Here is a 12836-nt window from a genome sequence, read left to right as displayed (position 1 = left end):
ACCATGCTGAAACATTCTACCGTTCCCTTGATGCGCGCCTGGAACAGCTGGTCCGACAGACCGGCGGAAATGGTGTTTCTGCCCCTCGGTGTGCGCATCACGCCCGTTCTCTATTCCACGCGCAGCCGGACGACGTCAGCCATCGAGCCGCGTCGCGACACGGTGCGGCTCGGCCGCCATGCCATCGACGGATCGCTGATCGAGCTGGAAACGGAGCATAGCGGGACCACCGTCGCCTTCAGAACCGAGAAGTCCGATCCCTTCGCGGTTCGCGGAAATTGGGAGGGCAAGGCTGGCGGCGAGTGGGGACTGCGCTTCTGGCTGACCCTGGCGATTTCGGCTGACAGCGGAGAAGTGGTCACGCACGAAGCCGGCCGCAACGTCACACTCGTCAAGATCGGCACGCGCTTCGTGGCGGTCGCAACGGCGGAAGCTCCGGTGCATGTGACTGGCCATGATACGATCAACGACCTGCGCGCCGATTTCGAGGCGAACGGATATTTCTACACTGCGAGCCGGAAAAACGAGGCGTCAGTGATCGCCTTGCGCTTCAATCTGGAAATGATGCGCCAGGGAGCCTATGCCGCCGCCGTGGCCGACAGCGCCGAACTTGCGATCGTCAAGGCACAGACCTGCCTCGCGGCCGGCAACCCGAGCACCGCTCCCACCGCCCATAATGGCACCTACGAAGGATCCCTGGACGCGATCCGCGACGTCGTCGCCTGGAACACGATCTGGGATGAGACCAACTCCCGGCCCTATACGGCTGTGACGCGCATCTGGAATCTCGGCAAATTCGCCGTCTGGTACAACGACCAGCTGTTTGCCGCTCTGCTGGCCGGTGTCTTCGACGCTGATCTCGCTCGCGAGAATATGGCAACGGCGATGGCAAGCGCCACCCCCCAGGGCAATATCGCCTGCATCGTCACCTCGAATGATGCCTGGGTGGACCGCAGCCAGCATCCAAACGGCGCGCTCGTTGCCTGGCAGCTTTACCAGCGCACCGGCGAGCGTTCGCTTCTGGCGGCAAGCTATGATGCGCTGGCCCGCAATCAGCGTTGGTGGCGCGAACACCGCGATCCCGACGCCTTCGGCCTGCTGTCCTGCGGCACATCGGACGTCGGCGAAGGTCTCTATAAGGGCACGCACTTTGCCGCGCGCAACGAAACAGGCATGGATAATTCGGCCACTCATGACGAGGCCCTCTACGATCCCATCACGCGTACCCTGTCGACATTCGATCTCGGGCTGAATTGCGCTGCGGCGCTTGATGCTGAAATGCTGTCGAAGATGGCCAAGGTTCTCGGCAAGGAGGATGATGCCCGCGAATTCGCGGCCATCGCCGAACGCTGCCGCAAGCTGATCTCGGAAAACCTGTGGGATGAAAGCCGCAACATCTTCGCCAACCGGCAGCGCCACGGCGGCTTTGTGCGGTCGCTTTCGCCGACCAGCTTCTATCCCCTGCTATGTGGCGCAGCCACGCCCGAGCAGGCCGATAAGTTGCTCCAGCACCTCAGCGACGAAACCACCTTTGGCGGGGACTACGTCCTGCCGAACGCCACGCGTGACGATCCCGCCTTTGCCGACAATGTCTACTGGCGTGGCCGCATCTGGCCGAACGTCAACTACATGGTCTGGCTCGGGCTGCGCCGCTACGGCTTTGCGGCGGAGGCGAGTAGGCTTGCGCGGCAGAGCTACGAGCTCTTCATGAAGTCCTGGAGCAAGGACCGGATCGCGGCGGAGAACTACAACGCCACGACTGGCGAGGCGATGGACCAGGGCGATACGGATCCCTTCTACATCTGGGCCGCCATGCTGCCGCTGATGACTGTCGGCGAGATCATCGACTTCGATCCGTGGAGCGGCTGGACCCTTCACAATGCCGGCACTGACCTTTCGGTCGGTCCGATGCTGTCGCCTTCAGGAATGCTTTCGGTCTCGATCGCCGACGGCCTGCTGGAAATGAGTCTGGACGGCCGCGCATCGCTGAAGACTAACCTGCAAACATCATTCACACAGATCACTGTCAGTGATGCACGTTTCTCCTGCACCATCACTCCGGCGGGCAGCGACGGGTTTGTCACGCTTCCGAATGTCGAGCCAGATCGCATCGTGGCAGCACGTCTCGATGGCCAGGAAGTTCGGTTCGAGGCGAGTACCGATGGCGCGCGTCTCGAAATGGCAAGGGCCGCGCACGGCCGGAAACTGGATGTCTATTTTTTGACAGTGTGAATGGTATTGGCGCCTGATGGAACTTGACAGGCGCCGATCAGCCATATTACTTTGCATACAAATAAAAAGAATGCCGAAAGAGCATGAGGGTTGAACGGAATTGTCTATCGGGAGCGACACGCTCGCGATAGCAGCTTTATAACGGCAATGCCTGATAGAATGGCTAGGATTTAACGCTGCGCCGAAAGGCGCTGGGAGAACCCGTACATTCCAATTGGGTATGACCAGTCGTCAGCCTCACGTCAATTTAGTTTGCATACAAATCATATGGCCGCTTTTTAATAGGCGGACTGCCGATGATTTGCGTGAAGCCTGAGGTCGTCGGCCGTCGCCGCGGCCGTTGACAAGAGTACATTTTCAAGAGGGGTTCCAAATGACTGAAATCACAAGACGCAACACGCTGAAGCTGATGTCCGGAGCGGTGATTGCCGGCGCTGCCTTCTCGGCCATGCCGCGCATGGCCTTTTCCGCCGGTAAGATCACGGTTCTAAACTGGCAGGGCTACGGCACTGACGAAGCCTGGTCGATCAAGGCCTTTGCCGAGAAGACCGGTATCGAGGTCGTCCACGACTACTACAGCTCCGAGTCGGAAATGCTGACCAAGCTGCGCACCAACCCGGGCGCCTATGATCTCGTCGTTCTCAACGCTGCGCGCTGCGCGCAGGCAACCGCGGAAGACCTTCTGCAGCCGATCGATTTCAGCAAGGTTCCGAACGCTGCCACGATCGACGCAAATCTGCGCTCCAACGCCAACTTCCTGAAGGATGGCAAGGGCTATGCGGTGCCATGGGTCTGGGGCATGACTTCGCTCGCCATCCGCGACGGCATGCCTGTTCCAGACAGCTACAAGGTTCTGGCGGATCCCGCCTACAAGGGCCGTGTTGCCATGGACGACGATGCGATTATCTGCGTTGCCGCCGGTGCCCTGATGACCGGTCAGGACATGAATAACCCGAAGGATCTCGGTGCCATCCGCGACGCGTTGAAGTCCATCAAGCCGAACGTCAAGCTGCTGTGGTCGACGGAAGACCAATGGAACAAGTCCTTTGCAGCCAAGGAATTCGACCTTTCGCTCTTCTGGTCGGGCGGCTCGGTCCGTTCAAAGCGCAATTCGAAGCTGCCTGTCGATTTCGTCGTTCCCAAGGAAGGCGGCATCGGCTGGGTCGATGGCCTCGGTATTCCGGCGTCGGCTCCCAACGCCGAAGGCGCACTGGTCTTCGCGAACTGGCTGATCGACCCAACCTTCTATGTCGAATGGGCCACCAAGGTCGGTGCACCGGCATCGTCCAACTCCGCAGCACTTGCAACCCTTCCGGCCGACGACTTGAGCCGCCAGGTTCACAAGCCGGAATACCTGAAGACCATGGGCATCATGTCGGCTCTGCCGGATGACCGTCGTGAAGCCTTCAACAACCTGTGGCAGGAAGTGAAAGCCTTCTATGCAGAATGACAATCTGACATCGGCGTCAGAGCGCGGACCTTCGGGTCCGCGCGTGCGGCGTCCCCTGCCGTCCTGGGTGTCAACGACGGCGCTGCTGATGCCAACCTACGGCTGGCTGACGCTTGCCGTCTTTCTCCCGCTGCTGACCATGTTGGTCTTCAGCTTCATGGCGGCAACCCCAATGGGCAAGGCGCCGATCGTCTTTACCCTGAAGCAGTATCGCGCCTTCATCGACCAGCCCTATCTGATCGGTATTGCTTTCACATCGCTGCTTATCGGCTTCTGGACGACGTTTGCCTGCGCCGTGCTCGGTTTCCTGGCAGCCGTTGCGCTTGCTCGTTCCACCTTCGGCAAGACGCGCGAGATGCTGCTCATCCTCATCCTGCTGCCATTCTGGACGAACGGCCTTGTCCGTATCTTCTCATGGACAATGGTGCTGCGCGAAAACGGCTTCCTCGACACCATCTTCCACATGGTCTTACCGGACGCTGGATCGATCGGATTCCTCTATACGCGCTATGCAGTCGTTGTTGGCCTGGTCCATGGTTATCTGCCTTACATGATCCTCACCTGTTATATCGCGCTGGTTACGATCGATGACGCGATCATCGAAGCGGCCGCCAGCCTTGGTGCGCGCTGGTGGACCATTCTCTTCAAGATTCTCGTGCCTATGGCTGCTCCAGGCTTGATCTCGGGTGCCGTATTGACCTTCATCCCGGTCATAGGGTCCTTCATGGAGCCCCGAATCCTGGGCGGCCGCGTGGGCGTCACCATGGGCACCGTCATCGAGGACCAGTTCACGCAGGCCTTTAACTGGCCGCTCGGCGCCTCGCTGTCCTTCACGCTGCTTGCCGTCGTACTTGCAATCTTCGGCACGTTCTCCGGCGTCCTGCGCCGCGGCACGGCAGCTTAAAGGAGGGAACACCGAATGAGATCGCTTGGTCGTTTCTATCTGATCGCCGTACTGGTCTTCCTCTACACGCCGATCCTCGTGATGATGGCGATGGGCTTTAATGCCTCGCCGCTCTACGAACTGCCGTTCAGCTTCTCGACCCGCTGGTACGAGGCGCTCTGGAACAACAGCATCCTGCTCACCGCTGGCATGAACAGCATCATCATCGCCATCATTACGGCGGTTGTCGCAACCACGCTTGGCACCATGGCATCTGTTGCCCTGTCGCGCAGCACGTTCCGTGGCAAGAGCTTCCTGCAGATCATGCTGCTGCCGCCGATCGCCATTCCATGGCTGATCACCGGCACGGCGATGCTGATCTTCTTCTACTGGACCGGTATCGGCCGCGGCATGCACGCGATTATCATCGGTCACGTTGCCCTTGCCATCCCTTATGTAGTCCTGGTGGTGGGAACCGGCTTCCGGACAATCCGGGCCGATCTCGAAGAGGCAGCCATGAGCCTGGGGTCCACCCCCGTTCATGCGTTCTTCTCCGTCACCCTGCCGCTGCTTTACCCCAGCATCCTAGGCGCCGCCTTGTTTGCCTTCGCGGTCTCGCTCGACCAGTTCGTGATTTCCTATTTTCTCGCAACGCCCGGCTTCACCACGCTGCCGGTTCAGATCTACTCCTCGATCCGCAAGGGCTTCACCCCCGAAATCAATGCGATCTCGACTGTGCTTCTGCTCGGCTCGATGACCGTGATCCTGATTTTCGCGCGCTTCGCCAAGCCCGGAGACACCCGTGACAAACGTTAACGTCAATTCCGTAGCCAAGACCTACGGTACCACGCCGGTCCTGGCCGATATCACCACCGAATTCCCAGAGGGCTCGTTCACCAGCCTTCTTGGGCCTTCAGGCTCCGGCAAGACGACGCTCCTGCGCATCATCGCCGGCTTCATCAAGCCCAACCAGGGTGTGGTGACCATCGGCAGTAGGGATGTCACGAACGTACCCGTATGGGGTCGCAATATCGGCATGATGTTCCAGTCCTACGCGCTGTTCCCGCACATGACGATCGCCCAGAACGTGGCCTTCGGTCTCGAGCGGCGCGGCATCAAGGGTGCCGCCGCGCGCAAAGAAGTCGATCGCGCTCTCGAAATGGTTCGCCTGCCGGGCTTTGGCAACCGGATGCCAAAGCAGCTTTCGGGCGGCCAGCAACAGCGTGTAGCGCTGGCACGCGCCATTGTCATCAAGCCGAGCGTGTTGCTGCTTGACGAGCCGCTGTCCGCGCTCGACCGTAGGCTGCGGCAGGAGATGCAGGTCGAACTGCTACGGATCCAGCGCGAGAGCGGCCTGACGACGATCTTCGTCACCCACGACCAGGAAGAAGCTCTGACGCTGTCCGACAAGGTAGCCATTCTCGACAAGGGTCGCATCGTTCAGATCGGCGCGCCCGAGACTGTCTACGAGAAGCCTCTGACGCGTTTCGCCGCGGAGTTTCTGGGTGATTCCAACTTCCTTGTCGGCACCGTCGAGAACGGTGCGGTGCGGCTTTCCGACGGCACGACGGTGCGCAGCGCAAGCCCCCTGCCCGGCAACGGGACCAAGGTCACGCTCGCAGTGCGCCCGGAGAAGATGTCGATCTTGGCGGGGAATGCTGAAGGCAACAGCCTCACGGCGCGGATCACCACGGTCATCTACGCTGGACCGGTGCTCTCCTATCTCCTGGAGACCAAAGACGGTCTGCCACTAAAACTCTTCGTTCAGAACCGAGACGGCACCGTCCTCAAGGAAGGTGACAGCGTGACGCTGAACTGGTCGCCGGAACACACCGTCTGCGTTGTGGATTGACAATGACGAGGGCACCGTTGTCCCATAACACGTTGCATGTCGTCATCGACATGCAACGGCTCTTCGCCGAGGAAACGCCCTGGTTTACGCCAGCCCTCGCAGGCATCGTGCCGAATGTGCAGCGGCTTGCCGAGGCCAGGCCTGAAAGGACGGTCTTTGCCCGCTTCATCGTCGCGCAACGTCCCGAGGAGGCGAAAGGCCGATGGCAAGCCTATTATGAGCGCTGGAAAACGGTAACTCTGGACGAACTCGATCCGGTGATGCTGGATCTCGTTGCACCGCTGGCTGCGCTCGCGCAGCTGGGGTCAATCGTCGACAAGGAAACCTTTTCGATCTTCGGAGCGCCCGGCTTTATCGATCGTCTTGATAGCGAAGGCGTCGATACGCTTGTGTTCACCGGTGTCGAGACTGATGTCTGCGTGTATGCGAGCGCATTGGACGCGGTCGATCTCGGCTACAGGGTGGTCCTCGCCAGCGACGCTCTGGCGAGCGGCGACATGATGGCACATGAGATGGTACTGACGCGTCTGGCACCGAGGTTTTCGGAGCAGATTGAAATTTTGACAACTGAAGCCATTCTGGGTTTGTGGACTGTATGACGTTGATTTGGATTGTCCGATTCGGCGGCAGCAAGCCCGGCTGAGAGACAAGATGGATATTCCACTCAAGGACAAGGCCCGGGGAGCGAAGGGTGCAGATATGGCAGCGAAACCGAACTACACCCAATATGCACTGGGCGAGCAGATCGGCTTCTTCCTGCGCCAGGCGAACCAACGCCACGTCTCGATCTTCGCCAGCCTGATCTCCGAGAAGCTGACGACCACCCAATGGGCGGCGCTCGTCAAGCTCAAGGATCTGCAGCCCTGCTCGCAAGGTAATCTCGGCCGCGAAACCGCAATGGACATGGCGACCATCAAGGGGGTCGTCGACCGCCTCGTCAAGCGTGGCCTGGTGCACACCGCGCCCGACCCCGCAGATGCACGGCGCCTGGTTTTGACACTGACCGACGAAGGCGAGGCCACTGTAGAGCGTAATCTCTCCATTGCGCTGGAGATTTCGCAAGAGACCCTGGGGCCGCTGACGGCTGCCGAGCGCATGATGCTGATGGAACTGCTCCAGAAGATCTGTTGACGGCATCACACGCGGTCCGAGCCCATTCACTCAGACGGAGGAAGACACACCATGCCCGGAGCGGACGATGGGGGAATCAGAGCGCTGGTCACCTCCATGACCACGAATGAGAAAGTCGCTCTCGTCAGCGGCCAAGGCCTCTGGAGAACAGCCGCAATCGAAAGGCTGGGGATCGACTCGATTCTGATGACAGATGGCACCTACGGCGTGCGCTACTCGACAACCCAGATAGATGCCGGCACCGGCGATGAAGAAAGTCTCGCCGCATTCCTCGACCTGATTAACCAACAGGCCGACGATAAAGGCGGCATGTTCGGCACGACGCGACCGGCCACCTGCTTTCCGAACGGCAATCTCGTCGGCTGTTCCTGGGATGTGGACCTGCTGTATCGCATGGGCGAAGCGCTTGCTCTCGAATGCCGCAGCCTGGGAATTCATCTCCTGCTCGGACCGGGTATCAACACACGAAGGATGCCGCTCGCCGGCCGCGCCTATGAATATTACTCGGAGGATCCGGTCATCAACGGCGATCTTGCCGCCGCTCTGATTTCCGGCCTGCAGGACAACGGTATCGGTGCCTCGCTGAAGCATTTTGCCTGTAACAACTCGGAAATCGATCGGACAACGACAAGTTCCGATGTGGATGAACGGGCTCTGCGGGAGATCTATCTCGCAGGCTTCGAGCGCGCGATCCTGAAGAGCCCGCCCTGGACCGTGATGAGCGCCTATAATCCGGTGAACGGCGTTCAAGCGGCGGAAAGCCACTGGTTGCTGAAACACATCCTGAGGGATGAATGGGGATATGGCGGGCTTGTCCTGTCTGATTGGCACGCCATCAAGGATCGGCCCGCATCGCTTAAAGCCGGTACGGACCTCGACATGCCGGAAAGCAAACCTCGCAAGGCACGGCTTCTGTTGGCTATCGAAGATGGCAAAGTCGCCGACGACATACTCGATCGGGCTTGTGAGCGGGTTATCGGCCTCGTGCGCCGCTGTCATGCCGAGAAGCTGCCCGCAGCCCCTGTCGATCTGGACCGCCATCACGCCCTCGCCCAACAGATCGCAGCTGAGTCCATCGTGCTGCTGCGCAACGAACAGCAGACACTGCCGCTCGATGCGGCTGCTACCGGCGAGTTACTCGTGGTTGGCGATGGCGCCCCGGTCCCGACGATCCAGGGATCGGGGTCGGCGACGACCAATCCTTATCGCGTCGACAGCCCCTTGGAGCGGATCGCAGCGCGTGCGGGAGAACATCTGAAGGTACGTCATGTGCCTTTCCCGACAGCGCAAGGCATTCCGATGGAGAGTGAAACACAAGCCGTTCTAGATGCTGCGACGACAGCGGACGCAGTCATCATCTTCACCGAGAACGAGAAGTCGCGCAACGGCGAAGGCAATGATCGCGACACGTTGAAACTGGCGGCCGGCCACGACAGCCTGATCCGCTCGCTCACGGAGGCCGGCCGGAAAGTAATCGTCGTTCTAACGACACCGGATGCGGTCGAAATGCCGTGGCTGGGTGCCACGCAGGCCGTGCTGGCCTGCTTTTATCCTGGCCAGGGCGGCGGCGAAGCCATTGCCCGGGTTCTGTTCGGCGAACAGAACCCTTGCGGAAAACTGACGGCGACGATGCCCATCCGCATCGAGGACATTCCTGGGTGGCACACCTATCCCGGTGAGAACAGCCGGCATGTCTACAGCGAAGGAATTTTCGTCGGCTATCGCTTCTATGACCTCAAGGCAGTGACGCCCCTGTTCCCCTTCGGTCATGGCCTAAGCTACACGCGTTTTTCTTACGAGAGCATGGCACTCGACAGGCAGGAAATCGGCCCGTCGATGGGCTGCAGGGTGAGCGTCACCATCCGCAACACCGGCGAAGTGGCTGGCAAGGAAATCGTCCAACTCTACGTCCGTCCAGTAAAGCCCGGTCTCCGGCGGCCGATCCGGGAACTCAAGGCGTTTACCAAGGTCGAGCTTCAACCGGGCGAAGCCAAGGTTGTGACCCTGACGCTTTCCGCTCGGGATTTCCAATATTTCGATACCGCGCGCGGTGCATGGGTGCTCGATGCAGAAGCTTTCATCATCGAGGCGGCGGCTTCCTCGCGCGATATCCGCCTCGAAAGCCGACTCGCTTGCCGTTCCGAGCGCTTCCCTCCGGCAGCCCTTTCCGCGCTTTCGCCGCCAGCGCTGGTTTTCGCGAATGAACGGGCGATACCTGCGTTGACAGAATTACTGGCGAGGAAGCTCCGCATCTCCGGCGATGAAGCGATGGTCATCCTCGAAAAGCTCAACGGCTCTTTCCTGGGCTTCTACGATACCTTGAGCTGGTATGTCGGTGACGCGATCAACGAAGCTGACATCACAGCGCTCTTTGACACCCTGAATCGAGCGCCTTGACGGAAGCTGTAGCTCTACTCACCCAGAACCTTGAGGGGCAGCTCGCGTGACGGCGAATTAAGCTAGTTTTCTTCAGTCATCTGGAATATTTGCAACAGAGCCCGTTCAAAAACGGTGTATCCGCAGGCCGAACAGCTTTTCGGAAACCACGACCACGACGACCGTCATCACGATAGACAATGTCGATACGGCCGCCGCCTCCGGGGTAAAGTTCGTTCTGAGATAATCGTAGATCTGGATCGGAAGCGTGGCTGTTCCGACATTCTTCAACATGAATGATATAGTGAAGAGGTCGAACGAGATGATGAACGCGAACAGGCAGCCGCCGATGACGCCGGGCTTGATCAACGGCAGCATGATACGTCTGAAGCGCGTAAATGGTCCGGCACCAAGACTGCGGGCGGCAAGGCTCCATGACGGTTCATAGGCTTCCATCGCCGCAGACACGTTGATAAAGACGAAGGGCAGCGTCATGAGCACATGCCCAATCAGCATGCCAGCCATTGTCGTCGTGCCGATGCCGATCGCGTAGACAAAGAACAGAAGCGAGATCGCTGTCAGAACTTCCGGCAAAAGCAGCGGCAACAGCATCGCAAGCCGGACACTCTCCTTCCATCGCCCCGCATGCTGCACGTAGAACATTGCGGCCATCGTACCAATGATACCGGAAATCAGGGTCGAGACGGCCGCGACCCAAAGCGAGGTTCGGATGGCACGCCAGAAGACATCGTTATGGAAGAAAACAACATACCACCGAAATGAGAGGCCCTGCGGCGGAAAGGTCAGAAATGCTCCCGCATTGAAGGAGGCACCGACGACTACGAGAATGGGCAGCAGCAGAAAGCCGTAGATGATGAAGCAATAGCCATTCAACATATGCTTGGACATCAGCTCATCTTCCATTTCATGCGGGTAAGCCTCGCGAAGATCACGACGATCACCGCTCCGGTGAAGGAAAGGGTCAGCGCCATGGCGGAGCCGAACGGCCACTGGAAGGTGTCGATCAGCGCATCAACGACACTGACTGCCATTGTCTTCACCCTCAGGCCACCGATCAGGGCGGGGGTGACGTAGGCGCTCAATGAAAGCACGAACACCAGAATGCAGCCTGCCTGGATACCCGGCATGGCCAGCGGCAGGATTACGCGCCTGAAGACCGTCAGCTTTCCCGCACCAAGCGAGCGCGCAGCCGACTTCAACAACGGGTCGATCCCCTGCAGCGCGCTCATCAATGGCAGGATCATGAAGGGCAGGAAGACGTGGACGAGCGCAATGACGATGCCGAGGACGTTGTACATCAGTCCGATCGGGCGATCGACCAGGCCCAAATTCATCAGCGTCTTGTTGATGATGCCGTTATTCCCAAGAAGGATCGTCCACCCATAGCTACGGATGACAATGCCGACAAGAAGCGGCGACAGCACGAGCCCATAGGCAAGGCCGCGAAATCGCATCTTCTCGCGCGATAGCTGCCACGCAACCGGAAAGCCGAGAATGAGGCAAACAAGGGTCGTGAACAGACCGATCAAGAGCGTGTTCGCCACCTGCTGCATGTAGAAGGTATCGGTCGCCAGCCTCAGGTAATTGCCGACCGTAAATCCGGGCGCATAGGGCGAGCCGTTGGCCGGGTTGCGCAGGCTCATCACCACAATATTGAGATAAGGCAGAACAAGAAACAGCCCGAGAAGCAATGCCGAAGGCGCGATCAGGAGAAGCGGATAGGCGGATCTGGCGCGGTGTATCATGCGATCGTTCCCGGCACCCAGAAACGCTCGCTGTCGACCTTCACCGTCACGCGATCACCCGGCTGGAAGCGGCTTCGCGGAAAGGTCTGGACGCTCAGCGCTTCGCCGCTTTCGAGCACCAGCCGATAGTCGATCAGACTGCCGGAATAATAGCTCTGCGAAACGGTTGCGATAATACCAGCGTCCTCTTCCCCCGCGGCCGCAAGTTCGATGGCCTCCGGCCGCAGCAATACGGGGATGGAGCCGTCGCTTGACGGCACGGTACCTTTGACATTCGCCGCTCCAAGCGCGGTTTCGACGACCGACGTACCGTCATCGTTCCTGCCCTTCAGGCGGCCGGGCAACGTATTCACCTGCCCAACGAACTGCGCGACTTCCAGGCTTGCCGGTCGGTCATAAACATCAGACGGAGCGCCATACTGCGCAATTTGCCCGCCGAACATCACGACGATCCTGTCCGACATCGTCATCGCTTCGGCCTGATCGTGGGTCACATAGACCGTGGTAATGCCCACGCGCTTCTGCAGGTCGCGTATGAAGACCCGCATTTCGTCACGAAGCTTGGCATCGAGATTGGCAAGTGGCTCATCAAGCAACAGGATACGGGGTTCGATGATCAGCGCGCGGGCAAGCGCCACGCGCTGCTGCTGCCCGCCGGACAATTGGCGCGGATAGCGGTCGGCATATCCGGATAGCTGCACCATGTCCAGAACCTTGGCGGTGCGGATTGTGATTTCAGACCGCGAAATCCTGCGCATTTCCAGCCCGAAAGCCAGGTTCTGCGCCACGGTCATGTGCGGGAAGAGCGCATAGTTCTGGAACACCATGCCGATATCGCGCTTTTCCGCCGGCACATGCGAGACATCCTGTCCGTCGAAGCGGATGGCGCCGGATGTGACGTCCTCGAAACCGGCAATCATCTTAAGCGTCGTCGTCTTGCCACATCCTGATGGCCCGAGCAGCGAGATGAACTCGCCCTGCCCTATCTTGACGGAAATGCCGTTGACGGCGCGCGAGGCTCCATAATGCTTGGTCAGCCCTTCAATGCTCACCTCGGTCATGATCGATCTTCCAGATTGTCTGTGCGGCGCACCGCAAATCTCACTGCGTCAGGGGAGAATGCAGGATCGCCGCAACGAGGCGATC

11 protein-coding genes are annotated in these 12836 nt (G+C 59.6%); 8 read left to right on the top strand and 3 right to left on the bottom strand.

Annotated elements, in window-relative coordinates:
* Positions 1-3: 3 nt before the first annotated feature.
* The 8 genes from FHT85_RS05145 (at position 4) to FHT85_RS05110 (ending at position 9945) form a co-directional block, all read left to right on the top strand.
* Positions 4-2232 carry an MGH1-like glycoside hydrolase domain-containing protein gene (locus tag FHT85_RS05145; protein WP_112410210.1) on the top strand — a complete coding sequence of 743 codons (2229 nt, stop codon included), beginning with the start codon at positions 4-6 and terminating at the stop codon, positions 2230-2232.
* 373 nt (positions 2233-2605) lie between these two features.
* The gene (locus FHT85_RS05140; RefSeq protein WP_112410209.1) at positions 2606-3682 is read left to right on the top strand and encodes a PotD/PotF family extracellular solute-binding protein; all 1077 of its coding nucleotides are present in this window, start codon (positions 2606-2608) and stop codon (positions 3680-3682) included.
* A complete protein-coding gene (locus tag FHT85_RS05135; RefSeq protein WP_112336077.1) occupies positions 3672-4586 on the top strand; it encodes an ABC transporter permease in 915 nt (304 codons plus the stop codon). The genes FHT85_RS05140 and FHT85_RS05135 overlap by 11 nt, the downstream gene beginning before the upstream one ends.
* A 15-nt stretch (positions 4587-4601) precedes the next feature.
* Positions 4602-5381 carry an ABC transporter permease gene (locus FHT85_RS05130; RefSeq protein ID WP_112410208.1) on the top strand — a complete coding sequence of 260 codons (780 nt, stop codon included), beginning with the start codon at positions 4602-4604 and terminating at the stop codon, positions 5379-5381.
* Complete coding sequence (locus FHT85_RS05125; RefSeq protein WP_112336079.1) at positions 5368-6417, top strand: ABC transporter ATP-binding protein; 1050 nt, start codon at positions 5368-5370, stop codon at positions 6415-6417. Before FHT85_RS05130 ends, FHT85_RS05125 begins: the two co-directional genes overlap by 14 nt.
* Positions 6418-6419: 2 nt before the next feature.
* Positions 6420-7016: a cysteine hydrolase family protein gene (locus FHT85_RS05120; protein ID WP_112336080.1), complete on the top strand. Its 597-nt coding sequence runs from the start codon at positions 6420-6422 to the stop codon at positions 7014-7016.
* A 52-nt stretch (positions 7017-7068) separates the two neighbouring features.
* Positions 7069-7548: a MarR family transcriptional regulator gene (locus FHT85_RS05115; protein WP_112398802.1), complete on the top strand. Its 480-nt coding sequence runs from the start codon at positions 7069-7071 to the stop codon at positions 7546-7548.
* Positions 7549-7599: 51 nt separating this feature from the next.
* Positions 7600-9945 (top strand): beta-glucosidase family protein, encoded by a 2346-nt coding sequence (locus FHT85_RS05110; protein WP_183774010.1) that lies wholly within the window; start codon positions 7600-7602, stop codon positions 9943-9945.
* Positions 9946-10050: 105 nt separating this feature from the next.
* Here FHT85_RS05110 and FHT85_RS05105 read toward each other — a convergent pair whose 3' ends face one another.
* From FHT85_RS05105 to FHT85_RS05095, 3 genes are read right to left on the bottom strand one after another with little or no spacing between them, the layout of a single operon-like run.
* Positions 10051-10833 carry an ABC transporter permease gene (locus FHT85_RS05105; protein ID WP_112410206.1) on the bottom strand — a complete coding sequence of 261 codons (783 nt, stop codon included), beginning with the start codon at positions 10831-10833 and terminating at the stop codon, positions 10051-10053.
* A complete protein-coding gene (locus tag FHT85_RS05100) occupies positions 10833-11690 on the bottom strand; it encodes an ABC transporter permease (RefSeq protein WP_112410205.1) in 858 nt (285 codons plus the stop codon). The genes FHT85_RS05105 and FHT85_RS05100 overlap by 1 nt, the downstream gene beginning before the upstream one ends.
* Positions 11687-12751, bottom strand: a complete 1065-nt coding sequence (locus FHT85_RS05095) for an ABC transporter ATP-binding protein (protein ID WP_112410204.1) — start codon at positions 12749-12751, stop codon at positions 11687-11689. The genes FHT85_RS05100 and FHT85_RS05095 overlap by 4 nt, the downstream gene beginning before the upstream one ends.
* Between the last annotated feature and the right edge of the window lie 85 nt (positions 12752-12836).

Source organism: Rhizobium sp. BK312 (genome assembly GCF_014193605.1).
In the GTDB taxonomy this organism is placed as follows: Bacteria; Pseudomonadota; Alphaproteobacteria; order Rhizobiales; family Rhizobiaceae; genus Rhizobium.
The sequence above is the reverse complement of the archived record's forward strand: the minus strand, read 5'-3'. Positions and strand labels throughout refer to the sequence as shown.

Bases quoted from the DNA above. Each gene is read 5' to 3' on its own strand.
- FHT85_RS05145 (WP_112410210.1), top strand. From the start codon at position 4: ATGCTGAAACATTCTACCGTTCCCTTGATGCGCGCCTGGAACAGCTGG.
- FHT85_RS05140 (WP_112410209.1), top strand. From the start codon at position 2,606: ATGACTGAAATCACAAGACGCAACACGCTGAAGCTGATGTCCGGAGCG.
- FHT85_RS05135 (WP_112336077.1), top strand. From the start codon at position 3,672: ATGCAGAATGACAATCTGACATCGGCGTCAGAGCGCGGACCTTCGGGT.
- FHT85_RS05130 (WP_112410208.1), top strand. From the start codon at position 4,602: ATGAGATCGCTTGGTCGTTTCTATCTGATCGCCGTACTGGTCTTCCTC.
- FHT85_RS05120 (WP_112336080.1), top strand. From the start codon at position 6,420: ATGACGAGGGCACCGTTGTCCCATAACACGTTGCATGTCGTCATCGAC.
- FHT85_RS05115 (WP_112398802.1), top strand. From the start codon at position 7,069: ATGGATATTCCACTCAAGGACAAGGCCCGGGGAGCGAAGGGTGCAGAT.
- FHT85_RS05110 (WP_183774010.1), top strand. From the start codon at position 7,600: ATGCCCGGAGCGGACGATGGGGGAATCAGAGCGCTGGTCACCTCCATG.
- FHT85_RS05105 (WP_112410206.1), bottom strand. From the start codon at position 10,833: ATGTCCAAGCATATGTTGAATGGCTATTGCTTCATCATCTACGGCTTT.
- FHT85_RS05100 (WP_112410205.1), bottom strand. From the start codon at position 11,690: ATGATACACCGCGCCAGATCCGCCTATCCGCTTCTCCTGATCGCGCCT.
- FHT85_RS05095 (WP_112410204.1), bottom strand. From the start codon at position 12,751: ATGACCGAGGTGAGCATTGAAGGGCTGACCAAGCATTATGGAGCCTCG.